At 45.9% G+C, this 16,978-nt stretch carries 27 protein-coding genes and 3 tRNA genes; 26 read left to right on the forward strand and 4 right to left on the reverse strand.

All coding sequences use genetic code 11. The features are described from left to right. Window positions 1-2: 2 nt before the first annotated feature. The 25 genes from V7O63_RS05695 (at window position 3) to V7O63_RS05815 (ending at window position 13,450) form a co-directional block, all read left to right on the forward strand. Window positions 3-713 carry a 30S ribosomal protein S4e gene (locus tag V7O63_RS05695; protein WP_340820545.1) on the forward strand — a complete coding sequence of 237 codons (711 nt, stop codon included), beginning with the start codon at window positions 3-5 and terminating at the stop codon, window positions 711-713. 4 nt (window positions 714-717) lie between these two features. Then, window positions 718-1,215 carry a 50S ribosomal protein L5 gene (locus tag V7O63_RS05700; protein WP_340820804.1) on the forward strand — a complete coding sequence of 166 codons (498 nt, stop codon included), beginning with the start codon at window positions 718-720 and terminating at the stop codon, window positions 1,213-1,215. Continuing rightward, window positions 1,216-1,368: a 30S ribosomal protein S14 gene (locus V7O63_RS05705; protein WP_340820546.1), complete on the forward strand. Its 153-nt coding sequence runs from the start codon at window positions 1,216-1,218 to the stop codon at window positions 1,366-1,368. It abuts the gene before it with no gap. A 10-nt stretch (window positions 1,369-1,378) separates the two neighbouring features. Continuing rightward, window positions 1,379-1,771 carry a 30S ribosomal protein S8 gene (locus V7O63_RS05710; protein ID WP_340820547.1) on the forward strand — a complete coding sequence of 131 codons (393 nt, stop codon included), beginning with the start codon at window positions 1,379-1,381 and terminating at the stop codon, window positions 1,769-1,771. 15 nt (window positions 1,772-1,786) lie between these two features. Beyond that, the gene (locus V7O63_RS05715; protein WP_340820548.1) at window positions 1,787-2,320 is read left to right on the forward strand and encodes a 50S ribosomal protein L6; all 534 of its coding nucleotides are present in this window, start codon (window positions 1,787-1,789) and stop codon (window positions 2,318-2,320) included. Window positions 2,321-2,329: 9 nt separating this feature from the next. Continuing rightward, window positions 2,330-2,719, forward strand: a complete 390-nt coding sequence (locus tag V7O63_RS05720) for a 50S ribosomal protein L32e (protein ID WP_340820549.1) — start codon at window positions 2,330-2,332, stop codon at window positions 2,717-2,719. 1 nt (window position 2,720) lies between these two features. Then, a complete protein-coding gene (locus tag V7O63_RS05725; protein WP_340820550.1) occupies window positions 2,721-3,179 on the forward strand; it encodes a 50S ribosomal protein L19e in 459 nt (152 codons plus the stop codon). 2 nt (window positions 3,180-3,181) lie between these two features. Continuing rightward, window positions 3,182-3,703: a 50S ribosomal protein L18 gene (locus tag V7O63_RS05730; RefSeq protein WP_340820551.1), complete on the forward strand. Its 522-nt coding sequence runs from the start codon at window positions 3,182-3,184 to the stop codon at window positions 3,701-3,703. 8 nt (window positions 3,704-3,711) lie between these two features. Then, on the forward strand, window positions 3,712-4,347 hold the full coding sequence (locus V7O63_RS05735) for a 30S ribosomal protein S5 (protein ID WP_340820552.1): 636 nt from the start codon (window positions 3,712-3,714) through the stop codon (window positions 4,345-4,347). A 1-nt stretch (window position 4,348) separates the two neighbouring features. Next, complete coding sequence (locus tag V7O63_RS05740) at window positions 4,349-4,810, forward strand: 50S ribosomal protein L30 (RefSeq protein WP_340820553.1); 462 nt, start codon at window positions 4,349-4,351, stop codon at window positions 4,808-4,810. A gap of 5 nt (window positions 4,811-4,815) precedes the next feature. Next, window positions 4,816-5,259: an uL15 family ribosomal protein gene (locus V7O63_RS05745; protein WP_340820554.1), complete on the forward strand. Its 444-nt coding sequence runs from the start codon at window positions 4,816-4,818 to the stop codon at window positions 5,257-5,259. Between the two features lie 133 nt (window positions 5,260-5,392). Further along, a complete protein-coding gene (gene secY / locus V7O63_RS05750) occupies window positions 5,393-6,871 on the forward strand; it encodes a preprotein translocase subunit SecY (protein ID WP_340820555.1) in 1,479 nt (492 codons plus the stop codon). A gap of 10 nt (window positions 6,872-6,881) precedes the next feature. Further along, window positions 6,882-7,529 carry an adenylate kinase gene (locus V7O63_RS05755; RefSeq protein WP_340820556.1) on the forward strand — a complete coding sequence of 216 codons (648 nt, stop codon included), beginning with the start codon at window positions 6,882-6,884 and terminating at the stop codon, window positions 7,527-7,529. Window positions 7,530-7,552: 23 nt separating this feature from the next. Then, window positions 7,553-8,173: a DUF106 domain-containing protein gene (locus V7O63_RS05760; protein ID WP_340820557.1), complete on the forward strand. Its 621-nt coding sequence runs from the start codon at window positions 7,553-7,555 to the stop codon at window positions 8,171-8,173. Between the two features lies 1 nt (window position 8,174). Next, the gene (gene cmk, locus V7O63_RS05765) at window positions 8,175-8,702 is read left to right on the forward strand and encodes a (d)CMP kinase (RefSeq protein ID WP_340820558.1); all 528 of its coding nucleotides are present in this window, start codon (window positions 8,175-8,177) and stop codon (window positions 8,700-8,702) included. Window positions 8,703-8,737: 35 nt separating this feature from the next. Further along, window positions 8,738-9,751: an RNA-guided pseudouridylation complex pseudouridine synthase subunit Cbf5 gene (locus tag V7O63_RS05770; protein WP_340820559.1), complete on the forward strand. Its 1,014-nt coding sequence runs from the start codon at window positions 8,738-8,740 to the stop codon at window positions 9,749-9,751. An 18-nt stretch (window positions 9,752-9,769) separates the two neighbouring features. After that, window positions 9,770-9,856, forward strand: a tRNA-Ser gene (locus tag V7O63_RS05775). A 91-nt stretch (window positions 9,857-9,947) separates the two neighbouring features. Beyond that, complete coding sequence (locus V7O63_RS05780) at window positions 9,948-10,235, forward strand: hypothetical protein (RefSeq protein WP_340820560.1); 288 nt, start codon at window positions 9,948-9,950, stop codon at window positions 10,233-10,235. Between the two features lie 9 nt (window positions 10,236-10,244). Then, window positions 10,245-10,697, forward strand: coding sequence for a GNAT family N-acetyltransferase (locus tag V7O63_RS05785; protein ID WP_340820561.1), 453 nt, complete (start codon window positions 10,245-10,247; stop codon window positions 10,695-10,697). 215 nt (window positions 10,698-10,912) lie between these two features. Then, window positions 10,913-11,359: a 30S ribosomal protein S13 gene (locus V7O63_RS05790; protein ID WP_340820562.1), complete on the forward strand. Its 447-nt coding sequence runs from the start codon at window positions 10,913-10,915 to the stop codon at window positions 11,357-11,359. A gap of 13 nt (window positions 11,360-11,372) precedes the next feature. Then, window positions 11,373-11,933, forward strand: coding sequence for a 30S ribosomal protein S4 (locus V7O63_RS05795; RefSeq protein WP_340820563.1), 561 nt, complete (start codon window positions 11,373-11,375; stop codon window positions 11,931-11,933). 10 nt (window positions 11,934-11,943) lie between these two features. Continuing rightward, window positions 11,944-12,324, forward strand: a complete 381-nt coding sequence (locus V7O63_RS05800; protein ID WP_340820805.1) for a 30S ribosomal protein S11 — start codon at window positions 11,944-11,946, stop codon at window positions 12,322-12,324. 21 nt (window positions 12,325-12,345) lie between these two features. Then, window positions 12,346-13,140, forward strand: a complete 795-nt coding sequence (locus V7O63_RS05805) for a DNA-directed RNA polymerase subunit D (RefSeq protein WP_340820565.1) — start codon at window positions 12,346-12,348, stop codon at window positions 13,138-13,140. Window positions 13,141-13,201: 61 nt separating this feature from the next. After that, a tRNA-Leu gene (locus V7O63_RS05810) sits at window positions 13,202-13,289 on the forward strand. A 73-nt stretch (window positions 13,290-13,362) separates the two neighbouring features. Further along, window positions 13,363-13,450 (forward strand) — tRNA-Leu (locus tag V7O63_RS05815). Window positions 13,451-13,598: 148 nt separating this feature from the next. On the opposite strand, the gene uppS is transcribed toward V7O63_RS05815, so the two are convergent. From uppS to V7O63_RS05830, 3 genes are all read right to left on the reverse strand, one after another. Next, on the reverse strand, window positions 13,599-14,480 hold the full coding sequence (gene uppS / locus V7O63_RS05820; protein ID WP_340820566.1) for a polyprenyl diphosphate synthase: 882 nt from the start codon (window positions 14,478-14,480) through the stop codon (window positions 13,599-13,601). Between the two features lie 60 nt (window positions 14,481-14,540). After that, a complete protein-coding gene (locus V7O63_RS05825) occupies window positions 14,541-14,810 on the reverse strand; it encodes a DUF2551 domain-containing protein (protein WP_340820806.1) in 270 nt (89 codons plus the stop codon). Between the two features lie 160 nt (window positions 14,811-14,970). After that, window positions 14,971-16,026: a radical SAM protein gene (locus V7O63_RS05830; protein ID WP_340820567.1), complete on the reverse strand. Its 1,056-nt coding sequence runs from the start codon at window positions 16,024-16,026 to the stop codon at window positions 14,971-14,973. Window positions 16,027-16,115: 89 nt separating this feature from the next. Here V7O63_RS05830 and V7O63_RS05835 point away from each other — a divergent pair, with 89 nt between their 5' ends. Next, window positions 16,116-16,301 (forward strand): 4Fe-4S binding protein, encoded by a 186-nt coding sequence (locus V7O63_RS05835; RefSeq protein ID WP_340820568.1) that lies wholly within the window; start codon window positions 16,116-16,118, stop codon window positions 16,299-16,301. Between the two features lie 63 nt (window positions 16,302-16,364). On the opposite strand, the gene V7O63_RS05840 is transcribed toward V7O63_RS05835, so the two are convergent. Continuing rightward, a complete protein-coding gene (locus V7O63_RS05840) occupies window positions 16,365-16,928 on the reverse strand; it encodes a flavin reductase family protein (protein WP_340820569.1) in 564 nt (187 codons plus the stop codon). Between the last annotated feature and the right edge of the window lie 50 nt (window positions 16,929-16,978).

Genomic DNA, 16,978 nt, shown 5'->3' on the forward strand with positions numbered 1-16,978 from the left:
TTGTGGGCAAACATCAGAAAAGAATATCTGTCCCAAACAGCTGGCAGATATCAAAGAAATCCAATAAATGGATCACAGCAACAAGACCTGGTCCACATAACAAGCAGCAGAGTATTCCTCTTGGTGTAGTCCTCAGGGATATGCTTGGTATCGTAGACACCCGTGCAGAGGCAAAACGTGTTCTTTCAGAAGGCAATGTCCTTGTAGACGGTATTGTCAGAAAGGACCTCAGATTCCCTGTAGGTCTTCTGGATGTAATTACCATCCCTCTCGAGAATGTGGCATATCGCGTGCTACTGGACCGTAAGGGAAGGCTTGAAGTTCATAAGCTTGAAGGCGTAGATGCTAACAAGCTTTGCAGGATCAATGGAAAGACCGTATTAAAGGGTGGAGTTGTACAGCTTAACCTCAACGACGGTACGAATCTCATTGCTTCCGACGATTACAAGACAAAGGATTCACTTATCCTTTCACTGCCTGGCAAGGATGTTGTCAAGCACATCAAGTATAAGGTAGGTAACCTTGCTATGATCGTTGGTGGAAAGCACACAGGTGAGATCGGTACCATTAAGGAGATCAACACTGTGAGAAGCTCCAAGCACAACACAGTCTTCATTTCCGGTGAATATGACTTCGAGACCATCGAGGATTTTGTTGTTGTCATCGGTGAGAAAGAGCCAGAGATCAATCTAGGTGGTGAGGTAGTTGAGTAATCCAATGAGGACACCTGTAGTAGAAAAGGTAGTTGTTCACATGGGTGTCGGAGAAAGTGGTCAGCACCTTGTGGATGCTGAAAACATTCTCAGCGAGATCACTGGACAGTCCGTAGTAAGGACATATTCAAAGAGGACCCTTCCGGCATTTGGTATCAAGAAGAACGAACCAATAGGCTGTAAGGTCACACTCAGGTCCGACCGTGCAGAAGAGTTCCTCAGGACATCACTTACTATTGTAGAGAGCAAGCTCAGATCATCCCAGTTCGACAAGTATGGGAACGTTGCCTTTGGTATCGAAGAGCACACTGACTTCCCTGGAATGAAGTATGATCCTAACATCGGTATCTTTGGAATGGATATCAATGTTGTCGTGAACCGTGCAGGTTACAGGATCAACAAAAGAAGGATAGTCAAGAGAAAGATCCCAACATCTCACAAGATAACAAAAGAGGATACGATTGCTTTCTTCAAAGACACATACGCAGTGGAGGTAATATAAATGGTACAAACCACAAAGAGCTTTGGAAGAGGAGCAAGCGAATGCAAGAGATGTGGAAGAAAACAGGGTCTTGTAAGGAAATATGGCATTTACCTTTGCAGGCACTGCTTCCGTGAGGTTGCCCACGACATGGGATTCGAAAAGTATGCGTGAGGTGTAAGAAATGGTATTATTAGATCCGCTTGCTGATGCTCTGTCTACAATAAAGAACGCAGAGGCAATTGGTAAAGACTCCTGTACTATCAAACCCGCATCAAAACTCATAGGTACCGTATTGAAGGTCATGCAGGACCGTGGATATGTCGGTGAATTCGAGTTTGTTGAGGATGGTAAGGCAGGTATTTACAAGGTAGAACTTATTGGTAGGATCAACAAATGTGGTGCTATCAAGCCACGTTATTCAGTGGGTGCTGCTGACTTCGAAAGATGGGAAAAGCAGTTCCTTCCAGCAAAGAACTTTGGAACATTGATACTTACAACATCAAAAGGTGTAGTATCACAGTACGAAGCTCGTGAGAATAATGTCGGTGGACAGTTACTTGCATATGTGTACTGATGGAAGTGATGTCACATGGCAAAAGAAATAAAGAAAACAATCCCTATCCCTGAAGGTGTGACCGTCACATTCCAGGGCCGGCTCCTTACGGTCTCAGGCCCGAAAGGCAAGAGCGAGAGGAGTTTCTGGTATCCAGGTATCATGATAGAGGTCATGGATTCAGAAGTGACCGTGGACTCCACGGTTATGAAGAAGACCCAGAAAGCAATGGTCGGAACCTTTGCATCACACATAAGAAACATGATCAAAGGTGTCACCGAGGGATTCGAATATCGTATGAAGGTCGTTTACTCTCACTTCCCTATGCAGCTTAAGGTTGAAGGGGACAAGTTGATGATCGGTAATTTCCTTGGAGAGAAAAAGCCAAGGTCAGCTAACATCCTCGGTGAATCCAAGGTGAAGGCTTCAGGTGACGAGGTTGTTGTAACCGGTATCAACAAAGAGGATGTCGGACAGACAGCAGCTAACATCGAGCAGGCAACAAGGATCAAGAGATTCGACCCGCGTGTATTCCAGGACGGAATATACACTGTGGAGAAGATAGTGTAGGTGATTTGAATGGATGAAAAGACTAAACGCCTTTTTAAGGTAAGGAAAGTCCAGAAAGGCAAAAAACCTGCTTTCAAGAGAACAGAAAGCCACAAGTACAAGCGTCTGGATTCTAACTGGAGACGTCCAAGAGGTCTTCAGGGTAAACAGCGCAAGGGCATCAAGGCCAAGGGTGCTGTCGCACAGGTAGGCTATGGAAGTCCAACCGCTGTAAAAGGTTTGCACCCATCCGGATATGCAGAGGTCCTTGTATACACGGTCGCACAGCTTGACGATGTCAATGCAGATGTAGAGGCTGTCAGGATAGCTGCAAAGGTCGGCGGACGAAAGAAGGCTATCATAGAGGCAAAGGCTGCAGAGCTTTCCATAAAGGTCCTCAACCCTACAAGAGGTGAATAAGATGACCGATCTGACAAACCAGAAGAGGATCGCTGCAGCAGTTATGGACTGTGGGGTCAACAGAGTATGGCTCGACCCTGAAGCAGCAGAGGACATTGCAGTGGCTATTACCAGAGCTGACATACGTGAGCTCATAGAAGCTGGCAGTATCAAGGCGATCCCTGTAAAGGGAGTAAGCCGTGGACGCGCAAGAGAAAGAGATGCCAAGCGCAAGTACGGTCACCGCAAGGGACATGGAAAGAGAAAAGGAAAGAAGGGCGCACGTAATCCCCGTAAAGAGCAGTGGATGAAGAAGATCCGTGCTCTGAGAAAGGAACTTAAACAGATGCGTGAAGATGGCTCATTGGACAGGGCAACCTATTGTAAGGTTTACCGCAAGGCAAAGGGTGGAGAATACCGTAGTGTAGCTCACCTTAAGGCACACCTTGAGTCAGCAAAGCTCATTAAGCACGAGGAATGATCATGGCAACAGGACCCAGATATAAAGTCGCATTCAGACGACGAAGAGAAGGGCGTACTGATTACCACCAGAGACTTAGATTGATCCTCTCAAAAGAGGATCGTGTGGTAGTACGCAAGAGCTCAAGGCACATGCAGGTCCAGCTTGTAGCTCCAAAACCTGAAGGGGATGTTACCCTTTCAGCTGCAATTTCAACAGAACTCAAGAAGTATGGATACGATGCACCAACAGGAAACACAACAGCAGCGTATCTCACCGGTCTGTTATTCGGTTACAGAGCACTGAGCAAGGGATTGGATTACGGCGTTCTTGATATAGGACTCCAGGCATCATCACCCGGATCACGTGTGTATGCAACCTTAAAAGGCATCATAGATGCTGGTTTCGAGATTCCTCATGACTCATCTGTCCTTCCTTCAGATGAGAGAGTAAGAGGAGAACACATAGCAGAGTATATGGAAGACTCAAATCTGCCTGAACTGTTCGATGCAGTTAAGGAAAAGATCTCTGCAGAGTTCAACTAGGTGATTACATGGCATACGAATATGAAGAGGAATGGGTTCCACAGACAAGGCTTGGAAAACTCGTTCAAGAAGGGCAGATCACTTCAATGGACGAAGTTATAGAGTCAGGTCTTCCTATCAGAGAATCCAAAATAATCGATATCCTGTTACCTGATCTTGAGGATGAGGTTCTTGATATCAACATGGTCCAGAGGATGACTGACTCCGGACGTCGTGTTAAGTTCAGAGCAACTGTAATTGTTGGTAACGGAAACGGTTTTGTCGGTCTTGGACAGGCAAAGGACGTTCAGGTCGGCCCTGCTATCAGGAAAGCCATCAGCAATGCAAAGATAAGCATCATCAAGGTAAAACGTGGATGCGGTTCATGGGAATGTGCATGCGGTCTTGAGCACACAGTACCTTCACAGGTACGTGGAAAGGCTGGCAGTGTTCTTGTAGAACTGAAACCTGCACCACGTGGACTCGGCCTTGCTGCCGGGGACACCGCAAGGAAAGTACTCGAGAAGGCAGGTATCAAGGATGTCTGGACAAGGACAGAAGGTACCACAAGGACAACCCTTAACTTCGCAAAAGCTACATTCCAGGCACTTGAGAACACAGGTGTTGTAAGAATGCCTGCAAACCTGGAGAACAAGGAGGCTTAAGATGTACGCTTTGGTAAGAGTACGTGGAGACGTGAATGTCAGGGGTACCATAAAGGATACCCTTAAGATGCTTCGTCTGCACAAAGTTAACCACTGTGTCATCCTTGCTGACAATCCTCATAATGCAGGAATGATCCAGAAGGTAAAGGACTACGTGGCATACGGAGTCATTGATGCTGACTCACTTGCAGAGATGCTCACAAACCGTGGCAGACTTGAAGGCGATGTAAGGCTTACCGAGGAATACGTGGCTGAGAATACAGACTACGATTCCATCAAGGCTCTTGCAGAAGCTGTCTGTGAGGGTAACGCAACCCTGAAAGATGTTCCAAAGCTCAAGCCGGTATTCAGGCTCCATCCTCCAAGGAAGGGTCACTCCGGTATGAAGAGAACAGTCCAGCAGGGCGGTGTACTGGGCAACCACGGTGAGGACATCAACAAACTGTTGAAGAAGATGAGGTGATCCCAATGACATCAAAGAAAACCAACACAAAGAAGTTCAGAGGTTCACGCACATGTGGTGGCGGTACAACCAAGAACAGACGTGGTGCAGGTAACCGTGGTGGAAGGGGTAGATGTGGTGAGAACAAACACCATGCAACCCGTGCTCTCCAGCTCGGATACCACCGTGGACACCAGAGAGGATTTACACGTCCATTGAAGGTCCTTAACGATGCTTCCATCGTGAACGTCGGGGAACTCGATGAACTTGCAGATCAGCTTGTTGATGACGGTTTTGCAGAACTTCAGGATGGCACTTATGTCATCGACCTTGCTGTTCTTGATATAGACAAGGTACTTGGGTCCGGTAAGGTCTCCAAGAAGCTTTCTATCACAGCAGCTGAATTCTCTGCCAGTGCAAAGGATAAGATCGAAGGTGCAGGTGGATCCTGTACTGAGATAGAAGAGTAATGCCATCTGGCATTACCTGTTTTATTTTTATTTCTATGCGAAGTAAGGCATACATATTTATTAATGTGTAGATCTATTTAGGTGTACTTTACCTAACAATTGCATGGATATTTCCATTCAAAGGGTGGAATTAATGAGTCTTAAGGATAGTTTGGAACCAATTTTTAATAAATTGCCTGCGGTTGCAAGTCCGGAGGGGCACGTCCATTTTAAAAACAAGTTAATGTGGACACTCGGGATTCTTGTGCTCTATTTCGCACTTGCTAATGTACCGCTGTTTGGATTGTCAGCGGATTCGATCGACCTGTTCGAATCCTATAGAGCATTTTTTGCCGGAGCTTCGGGTTCCCTGATGCTTCTGGGTATCGGTCCTATTGTTACCGCATCCATTGTCCTTCAGCTATTGGTCGGTGCTGATGTTATTAAGCTCGACATGTCCAATCCGTCAGACCAGGCGTTCTTCCAGGGCGCTCAGAAGTTCATGGTCTTTGTAATGATAGTACTTGAGGCTCTGCCACAGATAGCCGGTGGTTATATCCAGCCTGATGCAGCCCTTGCATCAACATTGGGTGTGGGTCTCGGAGTGATCACATTCATCATCTTTATACAGATATGCATAGGTGGCATACTGGTACTCTTCATGGATGAGGTAGTTTCAAAATGGGGTATCGGTTCAGGTGTCGGTCTTTTCATCGTAGCCGGTGTTTCTCAGCAGATCGTGACCGGTCTTTTCAACTGGACCTCTGATTCATCCGGTCTTCCAACCGGTTTCTTCCCTAAGTGGATCTACATCCTGCAGAATGTGGAAGCAGATTTCCTGTTCTCCGGTGATGGTATCATGTTCATGCTGATAAGCGGTGGAATTCTCGCACTGGTAAGTACAGTGGTAATATTCCTGCTTGTCGTCTATGTGGAAAGTACCCGTATCGAGATACCTCTGGCACACAGTGCAGTAAGGGGTGCAAGGGGTAAGTTCCCTGTAAAGCTTATCTATGCTTCAGTCCTGCCAATGATCCTTGTGAGGGCATTGCAGGCAAACATCCAGATGGTAGGTCTTCTGCTCAGCGGCAGGGGAATCACATTCCTTGGTGAGTTCAGTGGTTCGACGCCTATCAATGGGCTTATGTATTATCTGGCTCCTATTCACAGCCCATATGACTGGATACCTTCCCTTGTGAGGGAATCATTCACAAGTTATGGCGCTCCTGTGCCAGCCGTCTGGCAGATCGGGCTGCACGTATTGACCGATGCTGTGTTCCTGATAGTAGGAGGTATTGTATTTGCACTGTTCTGGATCGAAACAACAGGAATGGGTGCAAAACCAACAGCCAAGAAGATATTTAACTCCGGTATGCAGATACCGGGTTTCAGAAGGAACATTGGAAGTATTGAGAAGGTCATGTTAAGGTACATACCAAAGGTAACAATTATCGGTGGTGCTTTCATTGGTGCACTGACACTTGTCGCAAGTCTGCTTGGTACCCTTGGAGGTGCCGGTGGTACTGGACTTTTGCTTACGGTAAGTATCGTATACCGTCTCTATGAGGATATTGCATCCGAGCAGATGATGGAAATGCATCCAATGATGAGATCCTTCTTCGGACAGGAATAAGGTGTTTATCATGAATATTGCATTATTTGGCCCACCGGGTGCTGGTAAAGGCACCCAGGCAAAGGAATTATCAAAGAATTATGATATCCCTCACATATCTACAGGTGATATCCTCCGAGCAAATGTCCGTGATGGGACTGAGCTTGGATTGGAAGCAAAACAGTACATGGACAAAGGTGAACTTGTCCCTGATGAGGTCCTTATAGGTCTTATCAGGAACAGGCTTACAGAGCCGGATTGTGAGAAGGGTTATCTTCTGGATGGATATCCAAGGACCATTCCACAGGCTGATGCCCTTAAGGATATCCTTGCTGAGATCAGCAAGCCCCTCAATGCTGTCATCAATATAGAGGTGAATGATGAGGAGCTCGTCAAGAGACTTGGCGGACGTCGTAGCTGCGCATGTGGTGAAAGCTATCATGTGATGTTCAACCCTCCTGAGAAAGAAGGGGAGTGCAATGCATGTGGTGCTGAGCTCTATCAGAGGGATGACGACAAGGAAGATGTCATACGCCAGAGACTTGCCGTCTATAACGATAAGACCAAACCATTGATCGATTACTACGACAATGCAGGGCTTCTTGTAAATGTTGATGGCGCAGGCGCTGTCGATGCTGTCTTTGCTGATGTCTGTAAGATAATGGATCAGTACAAGTAAATTCCAAACAAAGAGGCTATCCCTTGGTTACAGAACAATTCAAGAAAAAGCTGGACCAGTTCCTGCTGGCTTTTGGTATTTCCCTTATGATCGGTATCATGATACTTGGTCAGGATTTCAGAGACTCTCTTGGAAGTTCCATGAGTATCATTATGGATCCACTGGTGACCCTTCTGGGGGCAAGTAATTTCCATGTTGTGCTTTTCATAATGGCATCTATTACTGCTCTTTACGCTTCACTTATCCAGAAATACACCATTGACTGGGAACTCATGCGTAATACCCAGGAAAGAATGAAGGGATTCCAGAAGGAATATCGGGAAGCCCAACTTTCTAATAACACAGCCCTTATGAAGAAGATGGATGAAGAACGCAAGGCGATGATGGATGATCAGATGGAGATGTCAAAGCAGCAGTTCAAGCCGATGGCATACATCAGTATAATATCCCTTCCATTGTTCATGTGGGCTTACTTCTATATCAAAAGCCATGAAGGTGCTTCTCTGGTGTTCCCGTTCTGGGGAGAACATATACTAACCGACCCTCTGATCGGTCCTTTCCAGTACTGGCTCTTCTGGTATTTCATCGCTTCACTGGCTGTAAGTCAGTTGATAAGAAAGGCTCTGGACGTCGGTGGCGTATAAGGTGTTACTGACTATCAGCGGTCTTCCGGGCAGTGGTACTACCACTGTTTCCCGTTTGCTTTCTGAAAAGTATGGTCTTGAGATGATCTCTGCCGGGGAGGTCTTCCGTTCCCTTGCAAAGGAATATGGTATGACCCTGGCGGAGTTCGGTGAACTGGCTGAATCTGACGATAGTATCGACATTAAGATCGATGAACGTCAGAAGGAGATCGCTAACACCCGTGACAATATCATTCTTGAAGGAAGGCTTGCAGGGCATATGGCTGAAAAGGCCCTTAAGGTCTGGATAAAAGCTTCTGTTGATGTCCGCGTGGAGCGGATAGTCAGCAGGGAAAGCGGCTCTTTTGATGATAAGCTCAATGAGACCGTCGAACGTGAAGCGTCCGAGGCTCTCCGATACAGGACAATACATGGAATTGATATCAATGACCTCTCAGTCTATGATCTTGTGATCGACTCGGAGGAATGGGACCAGTTCCAGATAACAAACATTATTTCCTGTGCGATAGATAATAGTTCTTACTTCTGATCACGGATATTTCCTTATATTTCCTGGCGGTCCCTATGAACTCCAAAAGCAAACCCGGTATTTTACCTTCTGAACAAAAACGTGAGCTTGTGCACAAAGCAGAGGCCATTACAAGTCCCCTTCATGGATGTTCTCCATACGAACGCCCCATCAGGCAATATATTGAGATGGGTGTCGTTAACCTTGACAAACCTGCAGGACCAACAAGTCACGAGGTCACTGCATGGGTCAAGGATATACTTGAGCTGAACAGGGCAGGACATTCCGGTTCACTGGATCCTGTTGTGACAGGTGTACTTCCCATAATGCTTGGGAAGGCTACAAAGACCGTTGCAGCTCTTCGTTTGTCAGGAAAGGAGTACATCTGCCTGATGACACTGCATGAACCTGTTCCTGAGAAGAAGGTACGCAGGGTCTGCAGGGATTTCACAGGTCCGCTTTTCCAGATGCCACCTATCATCTCTGCTGTTAAACGCGCAGTTCGTGTACGTAAGATCTATTATCTTGAGGTGCTTGATGTAAAGGAAAAGTCGGTCCTTATGCGGGTTGGCTGCGAAGCAGGCACTTATATGCGAAAGCTATGTCATGACATTGGTGTTGCACTGGGCTGTGGTGCCCATATGCAGGAGCTTCGCAGGACAAAGACCGGTCCGTTCAGGGAGGACACCCTTGTCACTCTCCATGACCTGAAGGATGCCTATGAGTTCTGGAAAGAGGATGGGGATGAATGCTTCCTGCGGGAGGTTGTCAGGCCAATGGAGGAAGGTCTTGCGCATCTTCCTAAGATCATCATTCGTGATAGTGCGGTGGATGCCGTGTGTCGTGGTGCGGCACTGGCAGTCCCCGGGATACTCAGTCTTGATAAGAATATCAAAAAGGATGATGAGATTTGTCTCTTTACTTTAAAAGGGGAAGCTGTTGCTCTGTGTAAAGCTATAATGGATACCGGGGAAATGCTTGAAAACACCCATGGTATTGTGTCAACAACCGAAAGAGTAATAATGGATGCTGGCACTTATGCGCAAGGCTGGCACAGCAAGCCAGAATAATCACATCAAAATACGTGTGCCGAGATAGTCTAGCGGTAGGGCGCAAGCCTGGAAAGCTTGTGGGGCATCCGCCCCTCGGGAGTTCGAATCCCCCTCTCGGCGCCACAACTTTTTTTAATCAACTTTTACATTGTCATAGTTGGCAAAAACACCGAACATTCTGTGTTCCGTGATATTCGAATAATGAGGATGAACGATGAGCGAAGTAAATGTATTCCACATAAAAGAGAACATGGATGTCAATGATGATGGCAGCACAGATGTAACATGTCCGGAATGTGAGAATGAGATAACTGTGGCATTTTCCAATGTTGCTGACGACAGCATGGCACTTATTGAGGCTATAGCATGTCCTGCATGCAACTGTACTCTGGATCAGGTACATCCTTCCGAAAGCTTGAACAAGAAGATAGCTGACCATGTAGCAAAGGAATTGTTAAAGGGTCTTGAACTTGACCTGGGTAAAGCATTGTCTGAACGCTGATGGTACTTTATGGCGGAAAGCAATTCATCCTATTGTCCCGGTCTCGTATTTAGTGATGATCTGAATGAAGTTGACTGGGAAGAAGCCTCTGTAGTCTTTGAGCGGGCTCCTCTTGGCAGGAACAAACGTGACCCTGAACAGATTCGCAAAGCCTTTGAGGCAAGTTATGCAGTAGTGACTGTCTCTGATTCAGGTAAGCTTGTGGGTATGTGTCGCTCTCTTTGCGACGGCCAATATCAGGCAGCAATCTATGACATGGTCCTGTTGCCCGAGTATCAGGGTAAAGGGATTGGAAAAGAAATGCTTGACCGGCTGTGCGATAAACTGCCTGTAGAGAATATTATCCTGTATTCCGTTCCCGGAAGGGAGGGTTTTTACAGTCGATGCGGGTTTAAGAAAATGCGTACAGCAATGGCTAAACTGAATCCTCTTATTTCTGATCCTGAAAATGGCTACCTCTGAGCACAGGAAAGTATTTATCTAATTAACCTATAGTGAGTGTCCACTTGTATTACTATCCACTTCTACACAATAGTGTTAAATACGAAAGATAGTATATATAGGCGAGTTATTCTAAAATCTTTAGAGTTGCCTGCCTCGTAGTATCAATAACGGGGTGTGTCGGGACCTTAGTTCCGAGGCTACAGGACGCTTGGCGTCCCTAAGGAGGAAAAATAATGGCAGACGAAGAAATAAGACACTTAGTCCGTATCATGAATACTGACCTTCAGGGTAGTCAGCCTGTTATGTATGCGCTGACAGGTATTCGCGGTATAGGACTCAGAACATCAAGGATCATTGTTGACAGCACGGGTATCGACCCGAAAGAGACCATAGGTTACCTTTCTGATGAAGATGTTGCAAAGCTCGATGAAGCTATTGTGAACTTTGAGAAGAACCTTCCTATATGGATGCTCAACAGGTGCCAGGACCCAATTTCAGGTGGGGACAAACACCTTCTGGGACAGGATATAATCATGACCTTCAGAGAGGATATCAACAACCTCAAGAAGGTAAGAGCATACCGCGGTCTCAGGCACGAGAGAGGTCTCAAGGTAAGAGGTCAGAGAACAAAGTCCACAGGAAGGCGTGGCTCAACCATTGGCGTAAGCAAGAAGAAGTAATTAAGGTGATCTTATGGGATATCCAGGTAAAAAGAAAAAGAGTTATGATACTCCAAAGCACCCTTGGCAGGCAGCCAGGATGGCCACTGAGGTAGAGCTTCTTAAAAAGTACGGTCTCCGTAACAAGAAGGAACTCTGGAAGGCGGTCAGTATCCTGAGAAGGTACAGGGCAGACGCACGTAGAATCTTGGCAGAATCTGCAGAGACCGAACTTGCAGGCCACCTCAAGACCGAGTCCGACCAGATTCTTGAAAGGCTTAGAAGATATTCAATTCTTCCATCCGATGCAAACATCGATGACATCCTTGCATTGCAGACAGAAGTGATCCTTGAACGCAGGTTACAGACACAGGTATTCAGACTTGGTCTTGCAAGGACACCAAAGCAGGCAAGACAGTTCATCACACACGGTCACATTGCTATAAATGGTCAGAAAGTGACAGTTCCAAGCGTACTTATCTCAAAAGAAGATGAGATGAACATCGATTACTATGGCAACTCACCACTTACCAGCGAATCACATGCTGAAAGGCCAGCACAGATCGCTTCAGCAGTAGCAGGAACGGAGGAGTAAAGCAATGGCAATAACCAATGGAATATGGGCAGTAGCTCACATTAAATGCTCATTCAACAACACCATCATTACAGTAACTGATATCACAGGTGCAGAGACCATCGCCAAGTCATCTGGTGGAATGGTTGTAAAGGCAGCACGTGATGAAAGTTCTCCATACACTGCTATGCAGATGGCATCCCAGCTTGCAGATACCCTTAAGGACAAGGGCATTGAAGGCGTTCACATAAAGGTGCGTGCACCTGGTGGGAACAAGCAGAGAAGCCCGGGACCTGGAGCACAGGCTGCTATCAGGGCTTTTGCAAGGGCAGGTATCAAGATCGGAAGGATCCAGGATGTAACTCCTGTTCCACACGATGGTACACGTCCAAAGGGCGGTAGAAGAGTATAAATAATAAATGGATATGAACTCATGACAATGGAAGTAGATATACTTGAACTGTCAGAGAGGTCTGCAAAGTTCATATTATCCGATGCAAGTGCAGCTTTTGCAAATGGTATAAGGAGGGCATGTCTCTCTGACGTACCAACTCTTGCTATAGATGATGTGAACATCTACAACAATACCTCAGTCCTCTTTGATGAGCAGTTAGCTTTAAGGCTTGGCCTTATCCCACTGGCAACAGACATTGAAGAGTTCGTACCTGAAGACGAGTGCACATGTGGCTCAGAATGCCCTGCATGCAAGGTATCTCTGACGCTTAGTGCTGAAGGTCCGAGAATGGTATATTCAGGCGACTTTGTCTCATCTGATGAGAAAGTTCGCCCAGCCGACCAGAACATCCCTATCATTGACCTGAAAGAAGGTCAGAAGGTAGTGCTTGAGGCCATTGCCCATATGGGGTATGGCCACAAACATGCTAAATGGCAGGCAGGTATTGCCTGTGGCTACAAGAATATGCCAGTTGTCAAGTTCGAGAACTGTGACCAGTGTGGTGCATGTGTGAAGGAATGTCCTCAGAACATAATCCAGATCGGTCCGAACGGTGCAGAGATATCCGGCGATGATATCCTTAAATGCATACTTTGTAAATTGTGTGTATTGTCCTGTGACATTGATGCGATCACTGTATCTGAAGATGAGAATTCTTTCATTTTCACTATGGAATCCGATGGTTCCTACACGATCCAACAGTTAATTATAAATGCAGGAACAACTATTAAGGAGAAAGCCAGCCAGATGGGACAAATATTAGAGTCCCTCTGATGTTGTTTAGGGGATTTACTCTCCTAAAATTTATATTTAGTAATAGAAAGACCAACATGATGCGGGGGTTGCCCAGCCAGGCCAAAGGCGCTAGGTTGAGGGCCTAGTCTCGTAGGAGTTCGTGTGTTCGAATCACACCTCCCGCACCATATACCTTATCTATTGCTCACTTCGAACCTTTACGGTTCAATACTTAACTTACATTTAACTCGCTATTCACGTGCGGGGGTTGCCCAGCCAGGCCAAAGGCGCTAGGTTGAGGGCCTAGTCTCGTAGGAGTTCGTGTGTTCGAATCACACCTCCCGCACCATATATCTTTTTTAAAAGGGTTATGATCACTTAGTTTGAACTATTGTTCTTATTCTTGGCAGGGTCTTGTGAAAAGCAGAGTATTCACTTAACCATTGAAAATAGGAGTTATCCAATGGATAAGATGAGTATTATCATTCAAATGAGGTTTATTTTTTGCTCTTTGAGTGTTGCCTTACTTCCTCTATTTCGGCCTTTCCAAGGGCTTTGAGGAAATGTGCTGCACGGATGGTCACACTATGATGTTTTTCCCTCATACGGGACTGATAGACGCGTATAGAGCGAAGGAAATCGATCTTCCTGAACTCCGGCCAGAAAGGTGCACAGAAATACGCTGCACATTCGCTTCCATTGGCCTGCCATGGGAGGAAGTTAGATACTCTTTCATCTCCTCCGGTGCGTATGATGAGGTCCACATCAGGGAGTGCTGCACTTCCTGAAGGGTAAAGGTGGTTGGATATAGTGTCCTCTTCGATGTCTTCAGGTTCAAGTTCCCCGGCTTCCACCTTTGTGGCTATCTCTTGTACAGCCTTGATGATCTCCTGTCTCCCACCATATGCTATTGCAACATTGAGGTTGAACCTGTCATAGGCTGCTGTCATAAGTTCTACATTATCGATAGATTCACGAAGGGGTTCCGGCAACTTTTCTATATCGCCGATTGCATGGACTCTCATCTTTCTTTCATGCGTCCTTTCATCAACCACTATCTCGTCGAACTTGAGCTTGATGAGGTCAAAGAGCTTATCCTTCTCTTCATCGCCCCGGTTGAAATTCTCAGTGGAAAAAGCATATATGGTGAGATATTCCACACCAATCTCACAGGCCCATTCCATAACGTTCTCAGTGACCTCTGCTCCGCGCCTGTGTCCGTAGGATGTCATCTGCCCCAGTTTGCGTGCAAACCTGCGGTTCCCATCCATAATTATGGCAACATGCCGTGGTACCTTCTCACTTTGAACTTCCTGTGTCAGCAGGCGTTCATATCCTTTGTATACTATTCGGGATATACTTCCTGATATGAATGACACTCCCGTGGTCTAAGTAATGGAATATCTATCTTTGAGATTTGAAAATAAAGGATAGGGGAATCAGTAGTTGTCAAGGACAGACCTTACAATTTCCCTGTAGTCTTCCTTCAAAAGGTATATGTTGTGATCTCCAGTTACGTCGATGCTCAGGATGCCAAGTCTTGTATTCATCAGGCCTACCATAGCTGAAACTCCTCTGTAGCTCACATCAAAATCTGTATTATGCAGATGCTCGTACACGTCACCAGTAGTGAATTTATCACCGTTCAGGAACAATTTCAGTACCACTTTGCGTATGCCAGTATCATCGCGACTAAGATATTTTATCAGTCTCTCTCTTACTCGCTCTTCAATCGTTTCCAGTACAAACACCTCTCTCTTCAATATGTTATTTTATCTTATAAAACTATTTATTTGCAATAGTTCTAAAACCCTTATTGGATATGAAAATTGTACCATCTATATCATCCTAACATATATATTTTAGCATTTAAAGGGGTATCTTTTCAACAATTAGTCCCTCTTTAAAAGGATATCTTTCGATAATATACAATTTTCTTTTATCATTTCCAATGGATCCTGCGATATCCTCAAGGATCCACCATGCGATATCTATCCCGTTTTCAACGGTTTCCAGCATTTCCTGTGGCACTTCCATATCTGAGAGTTCCCTGAGGGCAGTATCGATATCACTTTCATCATCGAATTCCATATGCCCGTAGAAAATGGTTCCATCCTCACTGATCTCGTCAAAGGGTCTGGAAATATTCTCAGCAATGCGAATAAGCCTTTTCCTGAGCTGTACGGCATCCTTGTAGCTGGATGAACAGAAATGCATCCTCTTACAATGATCATATATTCCGGTGGCGTATTCTTCTGAACCTGATACTGCATTCGACACATCGTCAATTAACTGGTAACCAAGTTCTTTCATGGCCTCTGCATTCGTATCTGAGAATTCCAGTTCATTGAGATTGATGAAACAGCCGTTCCTCTCTGCAAAAAGAGCTACCCTGTCAGCTCCTTCGATAGAAGGTATCTCTATCCCGGTTTCAATTCCCAGTTCCTTCGCATACCTGATCGAGGCTGCATAGCCGGTATCGTCCAGCTCGTTCCAGAGTTTTACAGGCGGATGGAATCTTATCTCATCGAGTCCTGCATCTGCGAGTTCGGCCATCGATTCCCTGTCAGGTGCCATGGATGTATACATATGGATGTGATGCTCTGGTCCAAATTCCTTCTTAAGCAATCTGATATAGTGAAGCACCTTCTCCTTTCTCAGAAGTGGCTCACCGCCGGTTATTCCGGTTCCAAGGGCATCCATTTGCCTTGCTTCTTCAAGAACGTCATCATCAGAAAGAACCTTTCTCTCATTGGCATAAGTATCGTCAGTGCGCCTCTCCTCTGACACAGGACAGTAGAAACAATCCCTGGGGCATAGGCCTGTTATGAAAAGGACCATCTTTGCTCCCTGTTTACAGAGTTTGCAGCCTTCTGAAAGAAAAGAATGGAAAGAACCTGCTTCTCCCTGGACGATATCGCTCATTGTGGCAACCTATAACCTGCAGGTATATAAGGATATTTTAAGCGGAAAGGTCCTAAGGCTTATGTAACATTCGTACAATACTCACTTCCGTGGACGAACAGGACGGCTTCATTGTAGCGATGGGATGCAGGAAATGCGGCAGATGTGAGAATATCTGTCCAAATGGTGCACTTTACAGGATAAACGGTTTTGTGAACGTCGATCACGAGAAATGTGACCTGTGCATGAAATGTGTGAAGGTATGTCCTAACAAGGCCCTGCTGTATATGGAATGATCAGAGCCCTGTATCAACAGATCATTTTCAATGATCCTTCTATTTCTCCCTGGACCTGCCCTTTTACTTATCGATTCCAATTGAGAATGCCTTTCCAAGTGGTTTACCTACTCCATAATATTCCCTTTGTGGTGAGTAGATTATCGGTTTTATCTTCTCTATGTCTGGGTTTCCATTCTCATCAAGGACCGATCCCTCTGCCTTGACATCGATAATCTCTCCTATGAACTGTGTATGAAGTCCCAGCTCGAAGCTGTGTATAAGCTTGCATTCAAGGACCACAGGGAATTCATCTACATATGGCGCGTACACAAGGTCACTTTTCACAGGCGTGAGTCCCATTTTCTCGAACTTGTCCGTATCCTTCCCGCTTGCGATCCCAAAATAATCTGTCTCCTTCACATAGTCCTCTGAGGGAATGCTGATGGTAAAGGCTTCCTTTTCCATGATGTTGGCGTAACTATAGGTTGCCTTTCTCAGGGATACGCTGATACATGGCGGGTCCGAGCAGCAGATGCCTCCCCATGCGGCAGTCATAGCATTCGCTTTTCCGAACATGTCATAGGTCCCGACAAGCCATGCGGGTGTCGGGTAGGCCAGAGTCTTTGCACCGATCGATCTTTTCATAAAAGCACCTTTACAAAAAAAGGAATTGAGGGAGCTTTAATCTTGCGGCA

The sequence above is a fragment of the Methanolobus sp. WCC4 genome, assembly GCF_038022665.1.
Lineage (GTDB): Archaea > Halobacteriota > Methanosarcinia > Methanosarcinales > Methanosarcinaceae > Methanolobus.

Excerpts from the sequence above, each read along its gene's own strand:
- V7O63_RS05700 (WP_340820804.1), top strand. The coding sequence starts at position 718 with ATGAGGACACCTGTAGTAGAAAAGGTAGTTGTTCACATGGGTGTCGGA.
- V7O63_RS05705 (WP_340820546.1), top strand. The coding sequence starts at position 1,216 with ATGGTACAAACCACAAAGAGCTTTGGAAGAGGAGCAAGCGAATGCAAG.
- V7O63_RS05710 (WP_340820547.1), top strand. The coding sequence starts at position 1,379 with ATGGTATTATTAGATCCGCTTGCTGATGCTCTGTCTACAATAAAGAAC.
- V7O63_RS05715 (WP_340820548.1), top strand. The coding sequence starts at position 1,787 with ATGGCAAAAGAAATAAAGAAAACAATCCCTATCCCTGAAGGTGTGACC.
- V7O63_RS05720 (WP_340820549.1), top strand. The coding sequence starts at position 2,330 with ATGGATGAAAAGACTAAACGCCTTTTTAAGGTAAGGAAAGTCCAGAAA.
- V7O63_RS05725 (WP_340820550.1), top strand. The coding sequence starts at position 2,721 with ATGACCGATCTGACAAACCAGAAGAGGATCGCTGCAGCAGTTATGGAC.
- V7O63_RS05730 (WP_340820551.1), top strand. The coding sequence starts at position 3,182 with ATGGCAACAGGACCCAGATATAAAGTCGCATTCAGACGACGAAGAGAA.
- V7O63_RS05735 (WP_340820552.1), top strand. The coding sequence starts at position 3,712 with ATGGCATACGAATATGAAGAGGAATGGGTTCCACAGACAAGGCTTGGA.
- V7O63_RS05740 (WP_340820553.1), top strand. The coding sequence starts at position 4,349 with ATGTACGCTTTGGTAAGAGTACGTGGAGACGTGAATGTCAGGGGTACC.
- V7O63_RS05745 (WP_340820554.1), top strand. The coding sequence starts at position 4,816 with ATGACATCAAAGAAAACCAACACAAAGAAGTTCAGAGGTTCACGCACA.
- secY (WP_340820555.1), top strand. The coding sequence starts at position 5,393 with ATGAGTCTTAAGGATAGTTTGGAACCAATTTTTAATAAATTGCCTGCG.
- V7O63_RS05755 (WP_340820556.1), top strand. The coding sequence starts at position 6,882 with ATGAATATTGCATTATTTGGCCCACCGGGTGCTGGTAAAGGCACCCAG.
- V7O63_RS05770 (WP_340820559.1), top strand. The coding sequence starts at position 8,738 with ATGAACTCCAAAAGCAAACCCGGTATTTTACCTTCTGAACAAAAACGT.
- V7O63_RS05780 (WP_340820560.1), top strand. The coding sequence starts at position 9,948 with ATGAGCGAAGTAAATGTATTCCACATAAAAGAGAACATGGATGTCAAT.
- V7O63_RS05785 (WP_340820561.1), top strand. The coding sequence starts at position 10,245 with ATGGCGGAAAGCAATTCATCCTATTGTCCCGGTCTCGTATTTAGTGAT.
- V7O63_RS05790 (WP_340820562.1), top strand. The coding sequence starts at position 10,913 with ATGGCAGACGAAGAAATAAGACACTTAGTCCGTATCATGAATACTGAC.
- V7O63_RS05795 (WP_340820563.1), top strand. The coding sequence starts at position 11,373 with ATGGGATATCCAGGTAAAAAGAAAAAGAGTTATGATACTCCAAAGCAC.
- V7O63_RS05805 (WP_340820565.1), top strand. The coding sequence starts at position 12,346 with ATGACAATGGAAGTAGATATACTTGAACTGTCAGAGAGGTCTGCAAAG.
- V7O63_RS05830 (WP_340820567.1), bottom strand. The coding sequence starts at position 16,026 with ATGAGCGATATCGTCCAGGGAGAAGCAGGTTCTTTCCATTCTTTTCTT.
- V7O63_RS05840 (WP_340820569.1), bottom strand. The coding sequence starts at position 16,928 with ATGAAAAGATCGATCGGTGCAAAGACTCTGGCCTACCCGACACCCGCA.